This is a genomic window from Paenibacillus sp. FSL E2-0190, from assembly GCF_037992965.1.
GTDB classification, from domain to species: Bacteria; Bacillota; Bacilli; order Paenibacillales; family Paenibacillaceae; genus Paenibacillus_AQ; species Paenibacillus_AQ odorifer.
Genome location: NZ_CP150306.1, coordinates 4,515,220 through 4,538,617, shown reverse-complemented (window position 1 = coordinate 4,538,617; position 23,398 = coordinate 4,515,220). Strand labels below are relative to the sequence as shown.

24 protein-coding genes are annotated in these 23,398 nt (G+C 40.8%); 18 read left to right on the top strand and 6 right to left on the bottom strand.

Going from position 1 to position 23,398, the window contains the following annotated elements:
- The first annotated feature begins 59 nt into the window (after nt 1-59).
- Complete coding sequence (locus NST25_RS20060) at nt 60-1,103, top strand: phosphotransferase (protein ID WP_076307643.1); 1,044 nt, start codon at nt 60-62, stop codon at nt 1,101-1,103.
- Nucleotides 1,104-1,239: 136 nt separating this feature from the next.
- Nucleotides 1,240-1,992 carry a hypothetical protein gene (locus NST25_RS20055; RefSeq protein ID WP_076307644.1) on the top strand — a complete coding sequence of 251 codons (753 nt, stop codon included), beginning with the start codon at nt 1,240-1,242 and terminating at the stop codon, nt 1,990-1,992.
- A gap of 23 nt (nt 1,993-2,015) precedes the next feature.
- Here the strand turns inward: NST25_RS20055 and NST25_RS20050 are convergent, their stop codons facing one another.
- Nucleotides 2,016-3,281: an MFS transporter gene (locus NST25_RS20050; RefSeq protein WP_076307645.1), complete on the bottom strand. Its 1,266-nt coding sequence runs from the start codon at nt 3,279-3,281 to the stop codon at nt 2,016-2,018.
- Between the two features lie 48 nt (nt 3,282-3,329).
- Complete coding sequence (locus tag NST25_RS20045; protein WP_340033308.1) at nt 3,330-4,241, bottom strand: LacI family DNA-binding transcriptional regulator; 912 nt, start codon at nt 4,239-4,241, stop codon at nt 3,330-3,332.
- 640 nt (nt 4,242-4,881) lie between these two features.
- On the opposite strand from NST25_RS20045, the gene NST25_RS20040 reads away from it, so the two are divergent.
- Together NST25_RS20040 and NST25_RS20035 are read left to right on the top strand one after the other, a co-directional pair.
- Complete coding sequence (locus tag NST25_RS20040) at nt 4,882-5,433, top strand: polymer-forming cytoskeletal protein (protein WP_076183054.1); 552 nt, start codon at nt 4,882-4,884, stop codon at nt 5,431-5,433.
- 620 nt (nt 5,434-6,053) lie between these two features.
- Nucleotides 6,054-6,299, top strand: a complete 246-nt coding sequence (locus NST25_RS20035) for a hypothetical protein (protein ID WP_036688955.1) — start codon at nt 6,054-6,056, stop codon at nt 6,297-6,299.
- Between the two features lie 62 nt (nt 6,300-6,361).
- Here NST25_RS20035 and NST25_RS20030 read toward each other — a convergent pair whose 3' ends face one another.
- Complete coding sequence (locus tag NST25_RS20030; RefSeq protein ID WP_340392339.1) at nt 6,362-6,979, bottom strand: histidine phosphatase family protein; 618 nt, start codon at nt 6,977-6,979, stop codon at nt 6,362-6,364.
- Between the two features lie 158 nt (nt 6,980-7,137).
- On the opposite strand from NST25_RS20030, the gene NST25_RS20025 reads away from it, so the two are divergent.
- The 8 genes from NST25_RS20025 to rbsB all read left to right on the top strand — a co-directional run bounded on the left by NST25_RS20025 (nt 7,138) and on the right by rbsB (nt 14,413).
- A complete protein-coding gene (locus NST25_RS20025; protein ID WP_340392336.1) occupies nt 7,138-8,040 on the top strand; it encodes a LysR family transcriptional regulator in 903 nt (300 codons plus the stop codon).
- Between the two features lie 62 nt (nt 8,041-8,102).
- Nucleotides 8,103-8,570: a DinB family protein gene (locus NST25_RS20020; protein WP_076127369.1), complete on the top strand. Its 468-nt coding sequence runs from the start codon at nt 8,103-8,105 to the stop codon at nt 8,568-8,570.
- Between the two features lie 147 nt (nt 8,571-8,717).
- Entirely contained in the window at nt 8,718-9,698 is a 981-nt protein-coding gene (locus NST25_RS20015; protein WP_076127368.1) for a LacI family DNA-binding transcriptional regulator, read from the top strand.
- 27 nt (nt 9,699-9,725) lie between these two features.
- A complete protein-coding gene (rbsK, locus tag NST25_RS20010) occupies nt 9,726-10,604 on the top strand; it encodes a ribokinase (RefSeq protein ID WP_076281539.1) in 879 nt (292 codons plus the stop codon).
- Between the two features lie 2 nt (nt 10,605-10,606).
- Nucleotides 10,607-11,002, top strand: coding sequence for a D-ribose pyranase (gene rbsD, locus NST25_RS20005; RefSeq protein ID WP_340392334.1), 396 nt, complete (start codon nt 10,607-10,609; stop codon nt 11,000-11,002).
- A 21-nt stretch (nt 11,003-11,023) separates the two neighbouring features.
- Nucleotides 11,024-12,505: a sugar ABC transporter ATP-binding protein gene (locus NST25_RS20000; protein WP_076218180.1), complete on the top strand. Its 1,482-nt coding sequence runs from the start codon at nt 11,024-11,026 to the stop codon at nt 12,503-12,505.
- Between the two features lie 2 nt (nt 12,506-12,507).
- Nucleotides 12,508-13,476 carry a ribose ABC transporter permease gene (gene rbsC / locus NST25_RS19995; RefSeq protein ID WP_076127362.1) on the top strand — a complete coding sequence of 323 codons (969 nt, stop codon included), beginning with the start codon at nt 12,508-12,510 and terminating at the stop codon, nt 13,474-13,476.
- Between the two features lie 13 nt (nt 13,477-13,489).
- Complete coding sequence (gene rbsB, locus NST25_RS19990) at nt 13,490-14,413, top strand: ribose ABC transporter substrate-binding protein RbsB (RefSeq protein ID WP_339187698.1); 924 nt, start codon at nt 13,490-13,492, stop codon at nt 14,411-14,413.
- A gap of 69 nt (nt 14,414-14,482) precedes the next feature.
- Here the strand turns inward: rbsB and NST25_RS19985 are convergent, their stop codons facing one another.
- Nucleotides 14,483-16,348 carry an LTA synthase family protein gene (locus NST25_RS19985; RefSeq protein ID WP_076218177.1) on the bottom strand — a complete coding sequence of 622 codons (1,866 nt, stop codon included), beginning with the start codon at nt 16,346-16,348 and terminating at the stop codon, nt 14,483-14,485.
- A gap of 206 nt (nt 16,349-16,554) precedes the next feature.
- On the opposite strand from NST25_RS19985, the gene NST25_RS19980 reads away from it, so the two are divergent.
- The 3 genes from NST25_RS19980 to NST25_RS19970 all read left to right on the top strand — a co-directional run bounded on the left by NST25_RS19980 (nt 16,555) and on the right by NST25_RS19970 (nt 18,915).
- The gene (locus tag NST25_RS19980) at nt 16,555-17,103 is read left to right on the top strand and encodes a sigma-70 family RNA polymerase sigma factor (protein WP_076218176.1); all 549 of its coding nucleotides are present in this window, start codon (nt 16,555-16,557) and stop codon (nt 17,101-17,103) included.
- Complete coding sequence (locus NST25_RS19975) at nt 17,093-18,385, top strand: DUF4179 domain-containing protein (RefSeq protein WP_340392330.1); 1,293 nt, start codon at nt 17,093-17,095, stop codon at nt 18,383-18,385. Before NST25_RS19980 ends, NST25_RS19975 begins: the two co-directional genes overlap by 11 nt.
- Before the next feature lie 68 nt (nt 18,386-18,453).
- Nucleotides 18,454-18,915 carry a hypothetical protein gene (locus tag NST25_RS19970; protein ID WP_340033303.1) on the top strand — a complete coding sequence of 154 codons (462 nt, stop codon included), beginning with the start codon at nt 18,454-18,456 and terminating at the stop codon, nt 18,913-18,915.
- A 734-nt stretch (nt 18,916-19,649) separates the two neighbouring features.
- Here NST25_RS19970 and NST25_RS19965 read toward each other — a convergent pair.
- Nucleotides 19,650-19,892 (bottom strand): hypothetical protein, encoded by a 243-nt coding sequence (locus NST25_RS19965; RefSeq protein ID WP_340392327.1) that lies wholly within the window; start codon nt 19,890-19,892, stop codon nt 19,650-19,652.
- Between the two features lie 643 nt (nt 19,893-20,535).
- On the opposite strand from NST25_RS19965, the gene NST25_RS19960 reads away from it, so the two are divergent.
- From NST25_RS19960 to NST25_RS19950, 3 genes are all read left to right on the top strand, one after another.
- Nucleotides 20,536-21,051, top strand: coding sequence for a GNAT family N-acetyltransferase (locus NST25_RS19960; protein ID WP_076183033.1), 516 nt, complete (start codon nt 20,536-20,538; stop codon nt 21,049-21,051).
- A 48-nt stretch (nt 21,052-21,099) separates the two neighbouring features.
- Nucleotides 21,100-21,588, top strand: a complete 489-nt coding sequence (locus tag NST25_RS19955; RefSeq protein WP_076183031.1) for an LURP-one-related family protein — start codon at nt 21,100-21,102, stop codon at nt 21,586-21,588.
- Nucleotides 21,589-21,845: 257 nt separating this feature from the next.
- On the top strand, nt 21,846-22,253 hold the full coding sequence (locus tag NST25_RS19950) for a transporter (protein WP_076201483.1): 408 nt from the start codon (nt 21,846-21,848) through the stop codon (nt 22,251-22,253).
- A 203-nt stretch (nt 22,254-22,456) separates the two neighbouring features.
- Here NST25_RS19950 and NST25_RS19945 read toward each other — a convergent pair whose 3' ends face one another.
- The gene (locus tag NST25_RS19945; protein ID WP_076183026.1) at nt 22,457-23,356 is read right to left on the bottom strand and encodes a LysR substrate-binding domain-containing protein; all 900 of its coding nucleotides are present in this window, start codon (nt 23,354-23,356) and stop codon (nt 22,457-22,459) included.
- Nucleotides 23,357-23,398 lie beyond the last annotated feature (42 nt).

Sequence of the window (23,398 nt, the reverse complement as noted above, 5' to 3'; positions counted from 1 at the left end):
ATTTACTTGAACCATTTTAAATGAGTACGACTTTACTTACACAGAAAGGAATACATAACATGGAAAATATAAGCTATAATTTAAAATTCGCTACACTTTGTGCCAAATATAATCTGGGTCTGTTGATGAATGAACCTGAACCGATAACAGGCGGACTCTTGCACAGAATGTATCGCCTGCAAACGGATAAAGCGCAATACGCAGTAAAGGCCTTAAATCCTCAAATTATGCAACGAGATACAGCAATGTCCAATTATATTTTTTCTGAAATGGTTGCGAATCTGGCTTATCAAAAGGGAATCCATGCTGTTCCGGCAATCGTATCTAATGGCAGTAGTATGCATGAGGTTGAAGGGCAATTTTATTTATTGTTTCCATGGGTTCAGGGGAAGGCATTACCTTTAGATGAAATAGATTTAGATTGTTGTAAAAAGATTGGGGCAATTCTTGCGCAGCTCCACATCATCGATTTCTCACAGGGAACGGATGATCATCACTTTGAAACGCTTAAAGCGTCTAATGCTGCAGTTGCCAATTGGAAGGAGCTTGCTCTCAAAGGAGAGCAGCAGGGTGCAGAATGGTCAAGCTTGCTAGCAGATCACCTGCATAAGATAGAGAATTGGGAGTCATTGATTCATTCTTCAGCGAGTCTATTGACGAATCATTATGTTATCAGCCATCGGGATTTAGACCCCAAAAATGTCTTGTGGGATGAGCAGAAAGTTCCAATAATAATCGATTGGGAAGCAGCAGGACCTATTCATCCTACGTTAGAGCTGATAGATGTAGCTTTATATTGGTCAGGTTCTGAATCGGGAGATTTAAGCAAAAAGGCATTCTCAAATTTGATTAACAGCTATCTGGAGCATGGCGGAGAGATTTATGCGGATTGGCAGGTTGTGCTCAACTATGGCTTTTTGGGAAAATTAGAATGGTTAGCTTACAATATCAGACGTTCGCTAGGACTGGAGAGCTCAGATGATGCAGAACGGGAGCTGGGTACTCGTGAGGTAATCCGTACGATTAATGCATTACACGACTACGCTGATTTTATTCCACAATGTTTATTATGGTTGGGAGATTTAGAGGAAGGTAGTGCCTAATCTATTAAAGGAGAACTTATTTATGAATGTTGTTAACGCTACGATGGAAGATATAAATGGATGAGTGTGTTCCGAAGGACCAGAAGGGGGTTCACGCCAAAAGTTTAAACTGACTGTACGTTAAAAAGGAGGACTTATGAAGAAGTTTATAGTTATATCTGGCGTCTCGCTATTTTTGTTGGCGATTTCTTTTAACCCATTGTTCAACTATATACGTGAGTACATAATCTCTGATCAAATTAATCAGCGTTATGAGATAAAGCATGCTGAAAAAGAATATAACCCAATAAACGTACAAGAGATAACGGTTGATGATAAGAATATTAAAATCAGGGAAGAAAAAACAGGCAGGAAAGCAGATTTGACCCCATGGGATGAAGAGGAGAAGGTCCCGCCTGGTGATATTGTCAAAGTTCAGTTCTTATTAAATGATCAAAAAATCTCCACCCCTGATGAAATATGGCTATCCAATCGGGACAGAGGCAGCAGGTATTTTTCGTGGATAGATATTCTCACAGTAAAGGACCGAAAGACTGGTGAGAATCAAATAAATATAGTCCAAAGACTGACCGACGATAGTCAACTCATGGAAACAAGAAAATGGAAAATCATCACGATTGCACAAGACGGAGAAGTAGACGAAGAGGTTCTCAGCTATGCGCAAAGAAGCAACAATCATTTAGGCGTCAAGCTAATCGAGTTCTCCGGTACCTCCCTTATGGGTATGGGCTATTATTCAGATGTTACTAAGGCCTATCCTAGTATTTTCTTCCCACTCCTATTTCCGTTTCTAACTGGAATAGCGGGTCTCCTGTTATTGATTTTTCTGGTTGTTTTATTACTGTTTGAGCTTCATCTTAGACGCGTTATTAGAAAAAGAGGGCGATAAAGAACACAGGATACGTTCTGAAATTACTTGTAGTTTCGAATTACCTTTAATTTAGTGATAGTTGATAAGGCAAACAGCAGCAGTAAGACCCCGATTGAACCCATGACAGGACCAGGGCTGAAGAGATCAGACAAGGATGAGACAGCAGTAAGACCAATGGATGGAGCTACACTCATGATAGAACCTAATACACCGAACACCCTACCCTGGATGTCTTCTGAAACTTCCAGCCTAAGGATTGTATTAATCAGCAACGTGGAGAATGAGAACATGAAGCCAATCACAAGAATGATAGGAATGGCAAGCGCAGCGGAAGTGACGAATGATAACAGGAGGTACAGGGGACCGAGACATAGCAGTCCAGTCATAATAAGGAAACCTCTGTTTTTCAATTTGGAGCCGAGCAGCAAGATCAGACCGGATCCGATCATATAACCAAGTGGAATACAGGCTTCAATAAGTCCAAACTGAAAGGGAGTGGAATCCCACACTTTGACGGCCATAACCTGGGTTAACATCAGAGAGGGGACAAAAAATAAGGTTAAGGTAGGAAGCATAATCATAACGGCGCGTGCAAAAGGGTACCTCCAAATATAGCGAATTCCATCGATCAAATCCTGTGTGAATTTCCGTTCTTTCTTGGGCACGTTGTTTAATTGAGTTGGCAAAGGAAGGGAACGGACCGCTAATACGAGCAGAAAGGAGAGGAAGAATGTAGCTCCATCAAATAAAATAGCGTCGGCTGCTCCAAAACTCGCTACGAAAATCCCACCGGCGGAATAACCAATAGTCCGGCAGATGTTTTCAGACAAGTTCAACAGTCCTACCGCTTTTTGTAGATGTTCTTTACCAACAACAGTAGTGATAGAAGCTTGGTATGCCGGGGACTGGAATAAAGCTGAAATGGTCGTAAGACCCGTCAGTATGGCGACGATAATGAACGAAGTAGAGGGCAGGGAAATGGCTAAAGCTAGCGTCACTACGAGTCCGCAACTTATCAGATCTGTGATCAGCATGAGGGTTCGACGATTGACCCTATCCGCAAAAGTTCCCCCTATCGATCCGAGCAAAGAACTAAGCAATAAATTGATTATCGTGATGATGGCAATCATTTTGGCGCTGCCGGTCGTTTGCAGTACCCATAAACTTAAAGCAATACTATGAAAAGTGTTACCGAACAAGGAAATGGAGTACGAACTGAGTAGCAGCAGGAATCTCCGATTTCCCCAAAGAGAGGGATGAGCTTGAACAGCAGAGGGAACTTGTTTCACTAATACAGGACCAGGCATAAGTTATGCTCCTTTCAACTTAAACGCTTAAGTGAATAGCCAAAAAAATTATTCTACAAAATAACAATTATTTTCTTGTGCGGAGTAGTCAGAATGATGCAATAATTTGTTCATGAGTTCAAATGCAGTAGCCGCTTTATCCCCTGTGAAAATGAATTTATGAACGTCATCTCCTAATATTTCCGGACAATTGCAGGTGCAAAGAACAGAGAGTTGTTCGAACCTCCCGTTTTTTTCAACGTAACTTCCAATAAACTCATTAATGACAATGGCCTCTTTATAGCCCCCCTCCTGTAAGAATGTATTTAATTCCTCCAAATTGACAACGGTGAATATCGCTTCTTGAGGTAATGGAAGACTGTCCTGAATAAAGCGGGTGAGGAAAGAGTTATTGAAGCTCTCCATAATTAAACATACCTGTGAAAGGTCCTGTGGTTTTACCTTTTGCAGAGCTGCTCGATAGTTGAAAAGGACCTGCTTAAAGAGTTTATCTTCAATCATGCTGTCGATCAGAATCAAAGGAATTCCTTCTACAAAATGCTTGGAGATCGAATAAAAGGCTTCCTCGCGCACATCGATCAGAAATACAGCCTCCAGCTTTCTTTCTACGATAATATCCAAAGAAGGCTGGTCAACATCAAGTGAATATAGCAGCGTATGGTAACCAGCATTTGTTAACCGTTGTTCCAAGGCATGTATAAATGAGAACTGGGCATGGAGCTTCCAGTGTGGGGTATGGGCTGCTGTGTTAACAAGCACACCGACCAATCCTGTTTTCTGATTCGCAAGTGAACGTGCTGCCAGATTCGGTATGTAATGCAGTTCCTCGGCAAGCTGAAGAATCTGCTGGCGCGTTTTCTCAGGAATGGTTTGGTTGCCGACACGATTCAGAACATAGCTCACTGTTGCGACGGAGACATTGGCACGAAGTGCGATGTCCTTCATGGTTGTCTTTTTCACCAGTAAATAGCTCCCTTATCCTTGTGATATTTTCTAAAGATTAACATTCTGATTCTAAAGCGTCAATGGGGGGGAGTGAGCAGTCAGATGACCTTGTTAAGTTGCTAGAAATGGAAGAATGTAGCCCTTGAGATTCAACTCTGGGAAGATCTGCTTGATAATCCTCTTAAGCTAAATTATACGAAACAAGCTTTATGCAAAAGCTGAAAAAATGCTTATTAACCCAATGGTCATCCTTCCGCTGTATTATTTTTATGCTGGAGTTTTGCATAAACCTAACATTAAAAAAGTAAGTGTAGAGTATGATGGTTCCATATCTTTTTCAAGAGGATATCTAATCTAAAGATTTATAGTAATAAAGATTATGAGGATACTTCCGCAGTTATTGGGAGTGTCCTTTTTGTATGGAATTAAGCACCTTTGTGACCTTTCTTAAAATTTGGGTAAATAAGTATTAAGATCCATGAACCTAAAACGGGCAGCGAGATGAGGTGTTACTTATGGATACGATTCCGGATGGAGAGGAGTGATCTTTGTGAAACCGCTTCAGATAACGACACAATATTGTGAAAATTTTCACCTGTTTATTAAAATTTTTAATATATAATTAATTTATAATCAAAAACAAGGGGGATTTCAAATGAAGTTATTTAAAATGATGTTAGTAGCAGGCGTCTCGGTTGCAGTCTTGTCTGGTTGTGGTGCGAATAATAATAATGCGACTAATTCGGCGGCTACTACGGCTCCAACTACAGAGCAAACGGATGCAGTTACTACAGCTTCAATCGTAAATCAAGCAGATGCGTTTACCAAGGCTGTAAGTAAAGATGGAAATTGGATTATTGCCATTCTAAATGATGTGACGATTGCCCAAGATGTTGTTGTTGAAGGCGAATTCCATGATAAAGGGGCCGCAGACGGCGACATCTACCGTAAGATTGCTCTTTATGCCCAAGACGCTGATCACAAAGTTACTGCCAATTACACACTCACTGTACCTAAGTTAACTGTACAAAGTGAAAATTTACGAGTTCAAGGCGGAACCATTAAAGGTGATGTTTATGTAGAAGCGAACGGATTTAATCTGCATGAAACCTCGACTATTGATGGCAATCTTTACTTCGCAAACGAAGATGTGAAAGCAACTGCAGGGATTGAAGGTAAAGTAACTGGGGCAACTGAAGTTAAATAAGTTAGTGATGTTTTCGATTAGTTAGATGTAGAAGTTGAAGGACTAATAGATAGAATTATCCGGATAGGTTCAGGAAAAAGGAATCAGTATGAATGGGCAAACTCATAATGGACTACACCCCATCTAGTTACCATATGAGAGCCGACGGAAGCTGTGAAGTAACAAGTAATGGAGTATTGAAGTGTACAGTAGATGGGTTTAACTGTATTTTGTACAACTAAAATGCTCAAAACGCCCAGCCAATAAAAATAGCTGTATTTAGTACATCAATTTTTCTTGATTTAATACTCTACAGGCTACTTCTCTAGTTTTTAATTGTATAGAATACACTTAAAGTTAGAATTAGCCCTTGTGGATATGGAATAAGTGTATAGAATGCAGTTATCTTACAAATTTCAACAAGATAGTGCGTTACAACGGAGTGGGTATCCGAAAGCTACGAATGATTAAGCTTAGCTCGTAACCTACTCAAGCAAACCACCGCAGACCCAAAACACCAGGCAGTGAACCTCCAACGGAGAATCGCTGCCTGGTTGTTTTTTGTGGATGAATATATGAACTATTGTTGATTTTCTTCATATTGACTTATAATATTACTACCACTACTAGGAGGAACACATATGTCTAAGGAGTATTCGCGCACATATATTGAGAGCGTAAAGCTTGAAATGTTAAATAGGTTGGGATTAAAGCAGGTGTTCTTCAAGGAGCAAATAGGGGATAGCTTAATTTTTGAAGCTGTGGGCTTTGATAAAGGGGCAAAACATCGCTTTTGCGTTAGACCAAAGACGAAAACGATTGATGAATTCATTTCAGGCAAATGGATGAAGGTCCGCAGTTTTATAATCAAAAGTGTGGATATTTAATGTTGAACCCTATAAAGGTAGCCCCGTTAATCGGAGTTACCTTTTTATTTTTTGACCCATAGTCATTGATAATGTGAAGTATCTCCATACAGATCGATGGTTGTATTGTTATCAGTTAGGGTTACTTTACATAATGCTGTAGAGAGAATATCCGGTAACTCTCCAATTTCCTGCAATGATTTATTGAGAAAATAAGCCATAATGACTTTTAAAGTCATCCGATGTGTGACGATGAGCACTTCTAGCCCTACGTTATCGTTTATGATACGCTCCATTGTCGGCACTACTCTTTGTTCAAGCTGCTTGTAAGTTTCACCTGAGGTTAGAGGAATATATAGATCGGGTCTGGTGAAAAAATGGGAATATTGTAAAGGGGATTCTAGTTGTATCTGATCCGTATTCATTCCTTCCCAGCTCCCCATGTTAATTTCCATTAAAGTAACTTGCTGATGGATAGGTAAACTCCGCTTTCCCCGTAAAATCTGCGCAGTATGCAATGCTCTTGGACTAGTACTAGAATAAATTGCGCCTAAGTTTTCTACTTCCAAACGATCTCTTAACCATTCCGCCTGCTGTTCACCCAAGGCTGTAAGCGCAGAATTTTGATGCCCTTGCATTCGTTTTTGTAAATTCCATTCTGTTTGCCCGTGGCGGGTTAAGTAGAATACTGTTTTTGTCATTAACGTGACCTCCCTTATGAATAGTTGTAAGTATAAGATAAATAAATATAAATAAACAATATATAATAGTTAACATCCATAATGTATAGTTATAATAAAATGGCTGAGGATAAGCGGCGAATACAGATATTATTTTATAAAGTGAGGAAGAGTTGACGATGAACTATCATGTATTAAAATTGTTTTATTACGTTGCGATCACAGGTAGTGTGACCAAAGCCTCTGAACGTTTGCATATCAGTCAACCCGCTATATCAGCGCAAATCCGTAAGTTTGAACGGGAGAATCATATTTTATTATTTGAAATTAAAGGAAAGAGGATGGTGCTCACCCCTTTAGGAAAAAGGTTAATCGACCCTCTTGAAAAGTTTTTTGCCATGGGTGATCAAGTCCAGCAAATCATTGAAGACTATCACAAATTTCCTGAGGGGAATCTGCGGATTGCAGGTAATTATTTAGCGACAAGCATCCTCATTCCCCGGTGGGCGTCATTATTCAAACAATCTTTTCCGGAAGTTAACATTCAGATCACTACTACTAATTCTCATGGTGTCATGGAAAAATTAAATAATTTTGAAGCAGACGTGGCGATTTACAGTGATATGGAGTTTCCTTCGCATAATACAGGAGTGTTCGAACATCGGGAGTTATATAGGGACGAGTATGTATTCGTGGTTTCTTCCCATCACCCTATTGCCAATCAGCAGGCTAGCTTTGAAGAAGTAATGTCTGAAGCATTTATTATGAGGGAAGAGGGCAGTGCAGCCAGAGAGCGGCTTGTCCGGTTGTGTGAAGAAAGAAGTGTACAGCAGCCAACGATTGGGCTTCAATTTAATGGAGTGAATGAAGTTATTCAAGCTGTCATTGCCGGTTATGGAATTAGTTATGTATCCGCTTTGTTGGCGAAACCTTATCTTGATCAGGGAACATTAGCTAAAATAGCAGTAGAAAATGTAGTCTCCAAGCATTCGATATGGATGGGCTACAGAAAGAAGGAACTTCAAGAAAGTTATATGCAGTCGTTTATTACGCTCGTTATGAAACAATTAAGTATAAAATAATTTTAGGAAATTAAAGATAATCTCATGGTAAACTATGGATGAAAATATTAGGAGGGGTCATAATGGATCAAATTGTATTCAAACAAATTAAGTTTGTGCGAAGTGTTACTGTGCGTGCTGTCGAGGGACTATCTGAGGGAACTTTGAATAGCATTCCAGAAGGGTTTAATAACAATATCCGATGGAATTTGGGACATATTTATTTGGTGCAAGAAAAGTTTGCCTTTCATTCTGCTCGGGAGCTTATGCAATTGCCGGCAAGCTTTGAACGCTTATTTGCGAAAGGGACTAAACCAGCCGAGTGGAATGAGGAACCGCCAACGCTTGAAGTTTTACTTGAGATGCTTACGGAGCAACCCAAACGGATCCAGGAAGCTTTTCACAATCGCTTAAGTGAGCAAGTAACCCCTCTTACAACAGGAAGTGGATTAACCTTAAATTCAATCGGTGAATTCATAAATTTCACACTTTACCATGAAGGTATGCATTTCAATACAATAAAATTATTAAATCGCTTTGCAGATAAATAAATTCAAATAACAAAAGATATCGATATATAGTTGGTATCTTTTGTTAGCTTTATGATCGAAAAAAAGATTTGTAAATGAAAAGGTTATGTGATAATCTAATTTATGTAATACATGTAACCGGTTACACATTGGGGGATGAATGAAAGAATGATGACGATCAAAGATGTCGCAAAAATAGCTGGAGTTTCGGTAGCAACAGTCTCACGGGTTATAAATGAATCTGGATATGTGAATATCGATACTCGCAAAAAGGTTGAGGCAGCGATCAAAGAAATGAATTATACCCCTAATGAGGTTGCAAGATCATTATACAAGCGGAAATCTAAATTAATCGGGCTGCTCTTGCCTGATATTACTAACCCGTTCTTCCCGCAGTTAGCGCGGGGGATAGAGGATCGGATGCAGGAGCAAGGTTATCGGATCATCTTTGGCAATAGTGATGAGAACGAGGACAAAGAGATGGATTATATTCAAACCTTTATCCAAAACAATGTCATTGGCATGATATCGTCAACCAATTTCCCTGAGAGTGACGTTTATTCTAACTTGAAGATTCCGGTTGTATTTCTGGACCGTACTTCTAATGATAGCCCTTCCGTATACGCAGATGGCAAAAAGGGCGGACGTCTTGCAGCACAGGAGATTATCGCACGGGGAAGCAAAAAAATTACAGTGATACAAGGACCGGCGCATATCAAACCTGCACAAGATCGATTTCTTGGGGCGATTGAAGTCCTTAATGAAATGGGAATCAGCTATAATGTGATCGAAACTTCATCCTTCTCCCATACAGTAGCAGAACAATGGGCAGTGGAGTTATTTGATAAATATATAGATACGGATGGCGTAATTGCCAGTAATGATATTGTGGCGACGGCAGTCATTCATGAAGCGCATCGTTTAGGTAAAAGAGTGCCGCAGGATCTGCAAATCATCGGATTTGATGATATCCCGCTCAGCAGCTTGTTGTCACCTGCTTTATCCACCATTCGCCAGCCGGCACATGATATGGGTAGAGAAGCAGCGGGTTTACTTATTAAGCTAATTGAGCAAGATAAGGTGGAAGAGAAGATTATTCAACTACCCGTTAGCTTTGTGGAGCGGGAAACTACAAGAAGTAAAGAATAGATGACAACATGAGAAAGGTTGATGAATATGGCTAAGATATGTGTAATTGGCAGCTGTTCAATGGATTTAGTAGTGACTTCGAATAAGCGGCCTCACGCGGGTGAGACTGTGCTTGGAGAACAATTCTCCACCGTTCCGGGCGGTAAGGGTGCGAACCAAGCCGTCGCTGCTGCCCGTCTAGGAGCAGAAGTTACAATGGTTGGTTGTGTAGGTGATGATTTCTATGGTACCGCTATCATGGATAATCTGAAAAAGAATCGCGTTTTTACCGCCAATGTGGAACCGGTTACACATGTCGAAAGTGGAACAGCTCACATCATTTTAGCGGAAGGCGATAACAGCATTATCGTTGTAAAAGGAGCCAATGATTTAGTTACTCCTGCATTGGTTGAACGGGCACTTGATAATATTAAAGGCTCTGACATGGTATTAATCCAACAAGAAATTCCGGAAGAGACGGTGTCTTATGTAAGTGAGATTTGCCATAAATTCAATGTGCCTATGTTGCTTAACCCAGCACCTGCTCGGCCTATCAGTGAAACGATTATAAACAATGCCACCTATTTAACTCCCAATGAACATGAATGTGCAATATTATTTCCTGAGATGAGTACTGCTGAAGCTTTACGCAAATATCCCAATAAGTTATTTATAACCGAGGGCAGCAATGGTGTGCGTTATTACGATGGTAAACAGGAAGTTTTAGTTCCCACCTATAAAGTGAATGCTATAGATACCACTGGAGCAGGAGATACTTTTAATGCGGCATTTGCTGTCGCTCTAGCTGAAGGCAAGTCTATTCGAACTAGTGTAAAGTTTGCCAATCGCGCCGCTTCTTTATCCGTCACAAAATTTGGTGCCCAAGGTGGCATGCCAACAAGAGTAGAGGTGGAGGTGAGTCTTTAATTATGAAAAAACAAGGAATCTTAAACAGTCATATTTCCAAAGTGCTTACTGATTTAGGCCACACCGATATGATTGTCATTGCTGATATTGGATTACCCGTTCCATCTGGTGTTCCAAAGATTGATTTAGCGCTTAAATTGGGAGTTCCCAGCTTTCAAGAGATTGTCGAAATCATATCAGAGGATATGGTCATAGAGAAAGTTATCGTGGCAGAGGAATTAGCAGCAAAAAATAAAGGCACTTCTGAATACTTGAATGACAAATTTAAGGAAATACCTATAGAGGCGATTTCACATGAACAATTTAAATTGTTAACCCGGCATGCGAAGGTCATCATTCGTACGGGGGAAGCTAAGCCGTATGCAAATTGTATTTTACAAGCCGGGGTCTATTTTTGATAAAAAGGGGGTTCAAAGCATATGCACATTACGATGAAGGATATTTATAAATCTTTTGGGGCTAACCGTGTGTTGACGGGTGTGGATTTTGAGCTGAAGGATGGTGAAGTTCATGCCCTAATGGGAGAGAATGGTGCAGGAAAGTCTACTCTGATGAACATTTTGATTGGACTGCATCAGCGTGATCAAGGAACCATTAGTATAGATGGTCAGGAAACATACTTTAACAATCCCAAAGAGGCTGAACGTTATGGGATCGCTTTTATCCATCAGGAGTTGAATGTGTGGCCGGATATGACAGTTCTAGATAATCTGTTTATTGGTAAGGAACGAACCTCCAAACTAGGGATCTTAAATATGAAAGAAATGAAAGCGTTAGCAAATGAACAGTTTCGTAAGCTCTCCGTAACGATTCCCTTAAATCAAGAGGCGGGGGAATGTTCGGTAGGGGAGAAACAGATGATTGAGATTGCAAAAGCGCTTATGACTCATGCAAAAGTTATCGTCATGGACGAACCGACAGCGGCATTAACCGAACGGGAAATCCAGAAATTGTTCGAAGTCATAACTTCCCTTAAAAAGGAAGGCGTCTCCATCGTGTATATTTCGCACCGGATGGAAGAGATTTTTACGATATGTGACCGAATAACGGTCATGCGAGATGGGAAAACAGTAGACACGAAGCCCATTCCAGAGACTAACTTCGATGATGTAGTTCGGAAGATGGTAGGGCGTGAATTAACCGACCGGTTTCCTGAGCGTACCTCCAAACCCGGAGAGGTTGTTCTTGAAGTTAAAAATGCCACGAAAAAAGGGCAATTTAAAGATGTCAATTTCTCCGTTCGTTCGGGTGAGATCTTAGGTTTCTCGGGATTAATGGGATCTGGACGAACAGAAATGATGAGAACCTTATTCGGTTTGGAATCGTTAGACCGTGGAGAAATTATGGTGCGGGGAGAAAAGGTCACGATTCGAAATCCCAATGATGCGATGAAGGCGGGGATAGGATTCGTTACGGAGGACCGTAAAGATGAAGGGTTAGTGCTTGATTTCTCTATTCGAGACAATATGGTGCTTACAAATTTATATAGCTTCGCTCCTAAGGGTGTAATCATTGATAAAAAAGAACAAGAATTTGTAGACATACTTATCAAACGGCTACACATCAAGACACAGTCTTCCTCCACTTTAGTCCGGAATTTATCCGGGGGGAATCAACAAAAGGTGGTCATCGCCAAATGGATTGGGATCGGCTTAAGTGTGCTTATCCTCGATGAACCTACCCGTGGAGTGGACGTAGGAGCTAAACGGGAGATCTATCAGCTCATGAACGAATTAACGGAACGTGGAGTCGCCATAATCATGGTATCGTCAGAGCTTCCTGAAGTCTTAGGAATGAGCGACCGGATCGTAGTGGTTCATGAAGGGGAAATTAGTGGAGAGCTATCACAACAAGAAGCTACGCAAGAAAAAATCATGACGTTAGCTACAGGGGGGCAATAGTAATGACAACTATCAAAGGTGAGAGAGAAAATAAAGGTTTTCAAATCGGGCAAATTACACAGAAGCTAGGTCCATTACTAGGGCTGATTATTCTAATTGTTATCGTTACGGTGTTGAACCCAAGCTTTATGGAGCCCCTTAATATCCTGAACTTGCTTAGACAAGTTGCCATAAATGCGCTTATCGCTTTTGGGATGACCTTTGTTATTCTAACGGGTGGTATCGATTTATCGGTGGGTTCTATTCTAGCCCTATCCAGTGCCTTCACAGCTAACCTGATGTTGTCTGGTTGGGATCCTGTCTTAGCCATTATTGTAGGTTGTTTAGCGGGTGGCGTGATGGGGATGGTCAACGGACTGATGATTACAAAAGGTAAAATGGCGCCATTTATCGCTACGTTGGCGACCATGACGATTTTCCGGGGATTAACACTTGTATACACAGACGGAAATCCGATCACAGGTCTCGGAGACAGCATGACCTTCCAATTGTTTGGCCGTGGATATTTACTAGGAATACCTGTACCTGCTATAACAATGATCATCGTCTTCGCAGTCTTATGGGTTGTATTGCACAAAACTCCATTTGGTCGTAAAACCTATGCCATTGGTGGTAATGAAAAAGCATCTATTATTTCAGGGATTAAAGTCGACCGCATTAAAATAATGATCTATTCATTGACGGGTATGTTGTCCGCATTGGCAGGAGCGATCCTGACTTCCAGATTGAACTCAGCGCAACCCACAGCAGGCACATCTTATGAGTTGGATGCTATCGCAGCTGTAGTATTAGGCGGTACGAGCTTAACTGGTGGTCGTGGACGTATCGTGGGCACATTGATTGGTGCACTGATTATCGGGATTTTGAACAATGGATTGAACTTGCTCGGCGTATCCTCTTTTTACCAAATGGTGGTCAAAGGGATCGTTATTGCCATTGCCGTACTCATAGACCGTAAGAAAGCCGTATAAGGGGGATTCCAACATGAAAAAGTTAACTTTGATTCTTACTTCCTTACTATTAATTCTCATGACAGGTTGTTCCTTGGAGCCTCCAGAGTGGGCTAAGCCTAGCAGTGGTGGAAGCCTGGAGAATATGAAGATTGGATTATCCATATCTACATTGAATAACCCCTTCTTTGTATCCGTTAAAGATGGTGTTTTGGCCGAGGCTAAGAAGCAAGGCTTGGAAGTCCTTGTCATTGATGCCCAAAATGATTCTGCTAAACAAAGTAATGACGTCGAAGATTTGATGCAAAAAGGTGTGAATGCGTTATTGATCAATCCAGTGGATTCATCAGCGATCTCGACGGTAGTGCAAACAGCTAACAGTTTAAATATTCCCGTCGTTACGTTGGACCGTTCCGCAGATCAAGGGGATATCAAAGCTCTTGTTGCCTCTGATAATGTAAAGGGTGGCTCTATGGCAGCAGAATATATTGTAGAGCAGCTTGGGAAAGGTGCAAAGGTCATCGAGTTAGAAGGATCCCCAGGAGCGTCAGCGACTCGGGAACGCGGTAAGGGATTCCATGAGATTGCGGACAGCCAGCTAGAGGTCATTGCTAAGCAAACAGCTGATTTCGACCGCACGAAAGGCCTGACCGTTATGGAGAACCTTCTACAAGGAAATCCTGGCGTACAAGCAGTTTTCGCTCATAATGATGAAATGGCGCTAGGTGCTATTGAAGCGATTCAAAGTTCAGGCAAGAATATCCCTGTGATTGGTTTTGATGGAAATGAAGATGCACTTAAATCCATCGAAGCTGGTAAATTAACAGGAACCGTTGCGCAGCAGCCTGAATTAATTGGCCAACTAGCCATTCAAGCCGCTAAGGATGTATTAGAAGGCAAAACCGTAGAGAAGCTGATTGCGGCACCGCTTAAACTAGTTGTTAAAGAGTCAAAATAATAATCATTATAGAAAAAGACTGCGCTCACCGATTTGGTGAGCACAGTCTTTTTTGCTATACATTGCAGCTTATTCTTCAATAACTCTATCCGGTAGCTGTGTAACATAGCTGTCTGACAAATGGAGCAGCTGTAAGGCACGCTCGAATTCGTCTTCTGTGGATTGCAGAGGTTGGTTGCCGTTACCAGATAAAGTATAATGCTGGCCATCCTCGAAGCCACTGCCGGATAAGAAGAGCTCTTCGTTATTTACGAAAGATCCTGTAGGCAAGTAATACCGTTGTGGTAGTAAGTTATAAGTTGATTGATTCAAGAGATCTTGTCCGAAATGAATATGATCTGCAAGAGAGACACCCAATAAATTAGATACGGTAGGTAAAATATCCACTTGCCCGCCTAGTTGTTCTTTTACACTAGGAGTTGTAATCCCTGTCGCTGACATGATCAACGGAATATTAATCAATTCACGTTCCGAATATTCATGGCCGAGAATCTCTTCCAGTAGGAGATGATCATCCTCTTTTAAAGAGAAGATAGGCAGTCCACGATGATCCCCGTACAATACGATCAAGCTGTTATCCCACACACCGTTTTGTTTGAGCTCATCGATAAAAAGTCCCAGCGCATAATCAGCATAATTCTGAGCCCGAATATAATCGCCAACAAGCGTTCCTTCGAATCGCTCTGGAAGTGTCATTTTGTATTTATCCTCTGGGATGGAGAACGGATTATGAGATGACATCGAAATTACATGGGAGTAAAAGGGTTGCTCATTCTGATCCATTCTTGCCAGCTCTGCAGCTGTTTTTTCATACAAAACTTCATCAGAAGCGCCATAGAATACTGTGTCTTCTTCCCCGAAGTAAGTTTTATCATAATAACGATTGAATCCCAAAGCACTATAAAGCTCACCACGGTTCCAAAAGTCGACTTCGTTCGTATGGAATGTTGCCGTATCGTAACCTTGTGCTTGCAGCAGCTTGGGTAAGCTTGGTAGCTCTTTAGGAGCGTACATTTGGGTAGCTGGACCATCAGGGGGTACATAAAAAGAAGTGTTCACAATAAACTCTGCATCTGAAGTGTTGCCTTGTCCAACCTGCTGGTAGAAACGCGGGAAGTAGAAGCTGCTGGCGGCAAGCTTGTTCATATTTGGTGTGATTTCTTGTCCATCAATCTTTAGATTGATTAAGAAGTTCTGGAAAGACTCCATTTGCAGAATGATTAGATTTTTTCCTTTGGCGGCTCCAAATAAAACCGGATTAGAGCTAGCTTGAATTCCTTTAGTTTTATCAATAGTGGATTGCGTAATCTCAGAAACGTCAATTTGTTCTTCCTCTTGATCAGCTAGCAGAGAGTAGGCTTCATAATTAAGAATGCCCATTTGTTCCGCTTTAATCGTTTCGTTCATACTGGCACGGTTTGGAAAAATATTCATTGCACAAATGATGATGGAAATACAGAACAGGACTGCCACCGCTTTACGGTTACTTTTGCGCGACATGGCTTTTTTCCAATCCAGCGCTTTCTGTTTTCTAAACATCACCAAGCTGATGACAATGATATCCACAAAGATAAGCATATATTGAGGACGAAGGACCGAAAATATACTTTTCTTTACGGCTCCCACTTGTTTGACCTGATCTAATACTTGCGAAGTAGCAATGATGCCAAAATGATTATGATATACAATTAATGAGAAAAATAGAGTAGTAATCAATACATTGACAAGCATGTAAATTGCAATTTTTCGTTTCGTAGCGAACCATTCAATCAAGCAAAAGACTAGAAGTACAAAAGGGATTTCTTTAAGCCAAGTGGTCCAAGTAGGGCCATCTTCAAATAGAAAGTACCAGGCAAAATAGCTTTTTACAAGCATAATGAGTGAGAAGAATAGCAGGGATCTTTTACTAAGTGTACGAGGTTCTTTAAACGGCATTGCTTATGCCCATCCTTTTCTTTTTAGATTAGTTCATTCTATTACATTGAAGCGTTTAAAATCAACTAGATTTGGGTATGTCTGAGTGAAATTTTCCTGAATATTACAGTTTAGGTGGATTGAATAGTTCACGATATATAAAAATTTTTTATGAAGATGAACTTTTTACAGTGCTCCTGACTCATATAGGGGAGAGAGGTGAAGGCATGGATGTTGTTCGATTGGTGAAAAAAGCTAAAAAGGGAAATAAAGAAGTTTTGCTGCAATTAATCATGTATGAAAAAGATATTTTTTATAGGCTTGCGTACAGCTATATGGGAAATGCGCATGATGCTATGGATGCCATGGAGGAAATGATAGTTACGTTATACGAGAAGATTGACCAACTTAAGAAAGAGGAGTCTTTTTACAGCTGGAGTAAGACGATTTTGGTAAACGGCTGTAAAAGGCAACTTCATAAGCGAAGCAAGCTGGTGTTATTAGAGGACTGGAGCATCACTGACGAGAAGGAAAAAGCCGATGTTACATCAGGCGATCCTTATCATAAAAGTGAACAGCAAATGGATATGCAGGCGTTATTGTTACATGTGAACGAGCAGCAAAGAGAAGCAATTCAATTGAAATATTTTCATGATCTCGATTATCAAACGATAGCTGAGATCACACAGGTCTCGATCGGAACTGTTAAATCAAGGATCTACAATGGATTACAAACGCTGAAAAATCATTACAGAGGTGATGTTGATGAACAATAACGTCGAACAACGATTAGTGGATGAGAAGAGGAACTTAGAGTCCATAACTGCACCTGAGGGTTTAGAAATGAGATTAAGAAATGCTTTAGACTCGGCACCTCCAAAAAGAATAAAAAGAAAAAGCTCGCCCCTCTGGAAGATTGCAGCCGTCATTATATTAGTGATAGTAGTTTCTGGAAACAGCTATAATGCCTTCGCTTATTATGGAAAAAAGTTATTTGGTTTTGATGAGGTGTTAGAGGGAACTTTACAACAACTCAATGAACAAGGAATGGGACAAAGCATAGACAAAAAGACGACGTTAGCAGATGGAACAGAACTTACGATTAACGGAATTATGGCAGATGCCAATCAATTTATTGTGTATTACACGTTAAACAATCCTAAGGGACTAGAGGAGACGGGAGATCATTTTAGTCCTTCAAAAATAGAAGGGTTTCTCACGAATTCCAACATAAGAAGCGGCGTATCTTTAATCAACGACGAACATACAGAAATAAAAGGCACGATGACATTTGATAGCGTAAGCCCATTCTCGAAAAAACTAACACTTCATTACTGGGGACCTCCACAGAAAGGGCAGATGAGTGAAGGGAGCATAACGTTTTCTTATAATCCAAATCAAGCGATGGTGACTCAGATCAAACAGTCGATTAATAAAAAGGTCAAAGCCGACAAAGGATCAATTACCTTCAAGTCGATCACGGCCACACCCACCATGACTGTGATTAAAGGGAGTATGAATGTCGAGAATTTCGATCGAATAAGATTAGGGTTAGAAGGCATTCAATTAATTGCCAATGGAAAGCCTGTAGAAATATTAGGTAGTAGCAATAAAACCTCGTTGGGTGGGAGATCATTTGATATTCGTTATGACACCTTGCCAAAAGAATTACATTCATTGCAGCTGGTTGTTAAAGAGTTTGTTGGATATCAGAAGCTGGAAGAGAAGTATCCTCTAAATGCTGATAGTAATGAGCCGATTCTACTAGGGGATAAAGAATTATGGATTAAAGATGTGACCAAGACCGCTCAAGGGATTGAAGTAACTATTGCTACAGATGAGGATGTAATGCTGGATGGTGTGTCTATAGAAAATGCTAACGAAAACACGGCTTTAAAAACAACAATTAATCAAAAAGAGTCAGAACAAACGAACGGTAAACTCATGAAGGAACGCACCTTATTATTTGATACACAAACGAAACCTGAAAGTATTCTGATAGAAGGAATACATTATATGAAGGAATATAACAAGGTGATTGAGATTCCTGTGGATTAAAAAGAAGTGCCATATCCATAATTTATGAAATATAGTAAGCTATAATAGTCTGAGAAAGTGAGGGGGTTATGGAAAATATAGGTGCTTATAAAGTGAGTCGTCCGTCGTTAATGTCGCTTCTGTTTTCTATGATTTTTTCAAGTGGCATACTATTGTTAAATACCAGAAATAATATGGAGTATAAAGTATTACTTTATTTTGGTTATATATGGTCGGCTTTCTGTCTGATTGTTGTAATCATATTGCTCTATAGGATCATTACGATTAGAAAGTTCATTGAGGTTCGAATTCATCCGGACGCTATAATAGTAGAAAACAAAGAAATTCAAGCGAATCAAATTGATAATATTTATGTAAAGGGCTATTTCATACCCGTAATAGGCATTAAACCTGTAGATCACAAATTTCCTCCCTATAAATTATGTTTCAGTTTTCTTGACGAAGAATACAAGGGAATGAAAGAACTAACCGCATGGGCCGAAAGTAATCAGATTAAACTATCTAAAAAAAGATTTATGAGATGGCTTTAACCGGGCTCTTACCAGTCCACCATACCGCGCTTTATGCGCACAGCGGAAAGGATGGGTGTCCTAAAAGCCGAAAATGGCTGCTGGGGCACCTCATTTTTTTTGCTCCATCATCGTCCCCCAAACGTCGCTCGTTTTCTCCATCCGCGAATCCTGAAACTTCGTTTGCTTCCTCCATCATCAAGAACCCTCTACTTTTGTCACCTCCGCTATCCCCCAAAAAAAACTACACTTTCTTCGATCACATTTGCACACCCGGAAGCATCTATCGGACTCAGATGACCCTTAGACGCGCCATATCCCACTTTTGGAACCCTAACGGACCGCATAGCCGTTATTGGTCTAAAAAACACCCCAAAAGCAGCCTTTTCGAGGGAATAGCTGCACTGGAGTCCGAAACCTTGCTCCAAAGCCGAAATATTCGCAAATAACGTCATCTGGGTCCGAAAGTAACCATCTTCCATCATCGAATCCCCAAACCTCGCTCGTTTCCACTATCCGCGAATCCTCAAACTTCGTTTGCTACTGCTATCACCGGTTTTCCAAACCCCGCTGACTTTCTCCATCGTAGACCCGCAAATCTCGCCGATCTATTCTCCATCACCGATTTCTCAAAGTTGGCTCACTTCCACTATCATCACCTTTAAGCCACGCTTTCTTGGATCGAATTTGCGCGCCCGGAAGCATAAATCGGACTCAGATGACCCTTAGACGCGTCATATCTCACTTTTTGAATCCTAACGGACCGCATAGCCGTTATTGGCCTGAAAAACACCCCAAAAGCAGCCTTTTCGAGGGAATAACTGCACTGGAGTCCGAAACTTTGCTCCAAAGCCGAAATATTCGAAAATAACGTCATCTGGGTCCGAAAGTAACCATCTTCCATCATCAAACTCCCAAGCCACACATTCTTCGATCACATTTTCGCGCCCGGAAGCATCTAACGGACTCAGATGACCCTTAGACGCGTCATATCTCACTATTGGAATCCTAACGGACCGCATAGCCGCTATTGGTCTAAAAAACACCCCGAAAGCAGCCTTTTCGAGGGAATAGCTGCACTGGGGTCCGAAACCTTGCTCCAAAGCCGAAATATTCGAAAATAACGTCAACTGGGTCCGAAAGTAACCGTCATCCATCATCGAACCCCCAAGCCACACTTTCTTCGATCACGTTTACGCGCCCGGAAGCCTCAATCGGACTCAGATGACCCTTAGACGCGTCATATCTCACTTTTTGAATCCTAACGGACCGCATAGCCGTTATTGGCCTGAAAAACACCCCGAAAGCAGCCTTTTCGGGGGAATAACTGCACTGGGGTCCGAAACCTTGCTCCAAAGGCGAAATATTCGAAAATAACGTCAACTGGGTCCGAAAGTAACCGTCATCCATCATCGAATCCCCAAACCACGCTCGCTTCCTTTTGGAGTTCTGACTGCCGTATAGAGACTGATTACCCCAATACGCTAATAGGTAGAATGAATGGTAAATCCTTAGTTTTTTTTGTTGCAAATACAACAATTATGTTATACTATTTTCCTGTCACATCTGCATAACACCATATAATTAGAGCTCAAAATAAGAGTTTATTTGTAAATTGATATTTTAAAAGGAGAAAACAATATGGCTATCAATATAAAAAAGTGCACGTTCGAAGATCTAGGTTCACTTCAAGGAATTAGTGTTGAAACATTTAATGAGACATTTAGTAATCAAAATTCACCTGAAAATATGAAGGCCTACCTGGATAGAGCATTTAACTTAAAACAATTAGAAAAAGAATTGTCGGATAGCTCATCAGAATTCTATTTTATTTATTTTAATGAAGAAATCGCTGGGTATTTAAAGGTTAACACCGAAGATGCTCAATCTGAAGTAATGGGTAATGATTCACTTGAAGTCGAGAGGATCTATATTAGAAAAAAATTTCATAAACAGGGGCTTGGGAAATATCTAATAAATAAAGCTATAGAAATAGCGGTACAATGTAATAAAGAGAAGATTTGGTTAGGGGTTTGGGAAAAAAATAAAAACGCTATTAGCTTTTATGAAAAAATGAAGTTTGTTCATACAGGAACTCATTCTTTTTATATGGGTGAAGAAGAACAAATAGATTTTATTATGACAAAACAACTATAACATTTGTCTAAAATGATGTTAACTAAGAGGATCGATAGGAGGCTTAGAATGAAGCAACTTTATATAAAACAAAAGGTATTCAGTCTAAGTGGTAAATTCACGGTAAAGAATCAGCAGGAGCAAGATGTCTATTACGTAGAGGGCAGTTTTATGCAAATTCCCAAGACATTCTCCATTATGAATACAACAAGAGATGAAGTCGCACTTATTACGAAAAAAGTGTTCAGTTTTTTACCGAAGTTTTTTGTAGAAGTAGATGGTCGAGAGGTATTGACGATTAAGAAGGAGTTTTCTTTCTTTAAAGCACGTTATACGATTGATGCGGCTGACATTGAGGTACATGGTAACTGGTGGGACATGGATTTTCAGGTTTTACAGCATGGTGTAGTCATCGGTAAAGTGAACAAGGAATGGTTCACTTGGGGGGATAGCTATAAGGTTCAAATATTGAAGGATGAGATGGAGACGCTCATGATTGCGTTCGTTGTCGCTATTGATTGTGTGAAGGCTGACCAGGCATCTACATCACATCAGTGAAGATTCAATATTAAAGTTAAAAACTTAGTAAGGTGATGTGGACGGAATAAATTCAGCAGGTAAAGCTGAGTGTAATTGGTCAGTTTATCTATGATGCGCTGAACGTACCATAAGTAGAGCAAGTTAGGTTTCCGATAGGCCTATGTTAGATCTTATTGTTGATTTTCATTTTTTGAAAAAACGTCTATTGCGCCCAAACGCTCTCTCCGCGAATGCATATGATGATTATGCCTACTCATTGAAAGGAGCGATCACATATGGGATTTTTTCCAACACCGGGAGCCGGCGGAGGATTTCCAGGATTCCCAGGCGGACCAGGCGGACCTGGCGTGCCAGGAGGACCTGGAGGACCAGGAGGACCAGGGTTTCCGGGTGGAACCCCCGGACAATTTCCGGGGGGTGCACCGGGAGGCGTTCAAGCGCCGACGGCTCCTCCACCGCAATTCGTGCCACAAATGTCGTCTACCACATTTGCCATTGATCCCGGCGGGATCAGACGCTGCCTGTTCCGCAACACATACATTTGGCTGAACAACGGCGAGCAATTCTGGTTCTTTCCGGTATTCGTCGGACGTAATTCTATTGCAGGGTTCAGATGGAATGGTTTTTTCTGGTCGTACTTTGGCATTGATTTGAATCGGATTAGCTCGTTCACGTGCTTCTAAGGTAGACAGCGATAGAGAACAGCCAGCAGGCTGTTCTCTATCGCTGTGCAAATTATCGTGTCCCCGGAGTTTTGAATTACGCAAAAGATACATAGTGAAGAATCGTTTCCCCTGACGCTAACGTTAATGCTGGATCAAAAAAGGGACTACTCTGCGAAGGATAGCCTTAAAGCTTGCTGTTACAGACAGCGCGTTGAGCCATCTCATAAATCACGGTAATGCGGAGGGATGGGCACGTTGGTGATCCATTGTGTTATGAATTCAATTAGTTTTTTTGCCGCTGGAGAGGCATTTTTAATGGAGGCGGCTGCAATACCAATAGAACGATAATACTCGCCTTCCAATGGGCGATAACATACATTGTCGGGGAGATGTGACAAAATCATTTCGGGGAGAATACTTAACCCTAAACCATTTTGTACCATGGCGATTATGGCATGATCATCTTCTAATTCATATTTGATCGTGGGTGTGAGTTTATTTTGCGAGAAAATTCGCTTTACATCGGTGTCACAACCCGCAATGGGCATGATAAAAGGTTCATCAATCAATTGCTCAAGGCGGATGGTTGATTGGCGTTCGAGAGGGTGATTCTGCCACATAATGCAGACCATCCTATCTTTTTGAAGAGGGACCACATGAAAAGCATCTCGAGTAGGCAGATTAACAAATCCCAAGTCAGCGGTTCCATCGGCAATCCATTCTTCTATTTCAGAGTAGTTACCATCAAGTAGTTTTATTTCAATATGTGGAAACTGATTTTGAAATTGTTTAATGATTTGAGGCATCCATTGGATCGATACACTAGAGAAAGTACCTATTTTCACAGTTCCGATTTCGACACCCTTTAATGCAGCTACTTCTTGATTGAGTTTTTCATTAAGGTGGAGGATTTCTCTGATATGTGGGATTAAACGTTCGCCATCGTTGGTTAACCGGATACCCGATCTGTTTCTTATGAGAAGACACAGTCCGAATTCAGCTTCTAAGCTAGAAAGCGCATGACTGATGGCTGATTGTGTTAAATTTAATATCTCTCCTGTTTTGGTAATGCTGCCGATCTCAACTACCTTACTGAAAATTTGATATTTTAAAAGATTCATAATGATTTCTCTCCTCAATAATGTATGAAAAAAATTCATTAA

Excerpts from the sequence above, each read along its gene's own strand:
- NST25_RS20060 (WP_076307643.1), top strand. The coding sequence starts at position 60 with ATGGAAAATATAAGCTATAATTTAAAATTCGCTACACTTTGTGCCAAA.
- NST25_RS20055 (WP_076307644.1), top strand. The coding sequence starts at position 1,240 with ATGAAGAAGTTTATAGTTATATCTGGCGTCTCGCTATTTTTGTTGGCG.
- NST25_RS20050 (WP_076307645.1), bottom strand. The coding sequence starts at position 3,281 with ATGCCTGGTCCTGTATTAGTGAAACAAGTTCCCTCTGCTGTTCAAGCT.
- NST25_RS20040 (WP_076183054.1), top strand. The coding sequence starts at position 4,882 with ATGAAGTTATTTAAAATGATGTTAGTAGCAGGCGTCTCGGTTGCAGTC.
- NST25_RS20035 (WP_036688955.1), top strand. The coding sequence starts at position 6,054 with ATGTCTAAGGAGTATTCGCGCACATATATTGAGAGCGTAAAGCTTGAA.
- NST25_RS20030 (WP_340392339.1), bottom strand. The coding sequence starts at position 6,979 with ATGACAAAAACAGTATTCTACTTAACCCGCCACGGGCAAACAGAATGG.
- NST25_RS20025 (WP_340392336.1), top strand. The coding sequence starts at position 7,138 with ATGAACTATCATGTATTAAAATTGTTTTATTACGTTGCGATCACAGGT.
- NST25_RS20020 (WP_076127369.1), top strand. The coding sequence starts at position 8,103 with ATGGATCAAATTGTATTCAAACAAATTAAGTTTGTGCGAAGTGTTACT.
- NST25_RS20015 (WP_076127368.1), top strand. The coding sequence starts at position 8,718 with ATGATGACGATCAAAGATGTCGCAAAAATAGCTGGAGTTTCGGTAGCA.
- rbsK (WP_076281539.1), top strand. The coding sequence starts at position 9,726 with ATGGCTAAGATATGTGTAATTGGCAGCTGTTCAATGGATTTAGTAGTG.
- rbsD (WP_340392334.1), top strand. The coding sequence starts at position 10,607 with ATGAAAAAACAAGGAATCTTAAACAGTCATATTTCCAAAGTGCTTACT.
- NST25_RS20000 (WP_076218180.1), top strand. The coding sequence starts at position 11,024 with ATGCACATTACGATGAAGGATATTTATAAATCTTTTGGGGCTAACCGT.
- rbsC (WP_076127362.1), top strand. The coding sequence starts at position 12,508 with ATGACAACTATCAAAGGTGAGAGAGAAAATAAAGGTTTTCAAATCGGG.
- rbsB (WP_339187698.1), top strand. The coding sequence starts at position 13,490 with ATGAAAAAGTTAACTTTGATTCTTACTTCCTTACTATTAATTCTCATG.
- NST25_RS19985 (WP_076218177.1), bottom strand. The coding sequence starts at position 16,348 with ATGCCGTTTAAAGAACCTCGTACACTTAGTAAAAGATCCCTGCTATTC.
- NST25_RS19980 (WP_076218176.1), top strand. The coding sequence starts at position 16,555 with ATGGATGTTGTTCGATTGGTGAAAAAAGCTAAAAAGGGAAATAAAGAA.
- NST25_RS19975 (WP_340392330.1), top strand. The coding sequence starts at position 17,093 with ATGAACAATAACGTCGAACAACGATTAGTGGATGAGAAGAGGAACTTA.
- NST25_RS19970 (WP_340033303.1), top strand. The coding sequence starts at position 18,454 with ATGGAAAATATAGGTGCTTATAAAGTGAGTCGTCCGTCGTTAATGTCG.
- NST25_RS19960 (WP_076183033.1), top strand. The coding sequence starts at position 20,536 with ATGGCTATCAATATAAAAAAGTGCACGTTCGAAGATCTAGGTTCACTT.
- NST25_RS19955 (WP_076183031.1), top strand. The coding sequence starts at position 21,100 with ATGAAGCAACTTTATATAAAACAAAAGGTATTCAGTCTAAGTGGTAAA.
- NST25_RS19950 (WP_076201483.1), top strand. The coding sequence starts at position 21,846 with ATGGGATTTTTTCCAACACCGGGAGCCGGCGGAGGATTTCCAGGATTC.
- NST25_RS19945 (WP_076183026.1), bottom strand. The coding sequence starts at position 23,356 with ATGAATCTTTTAAAATATCAAATTTTCAGTAAGGTAGTTGAGATCGGC.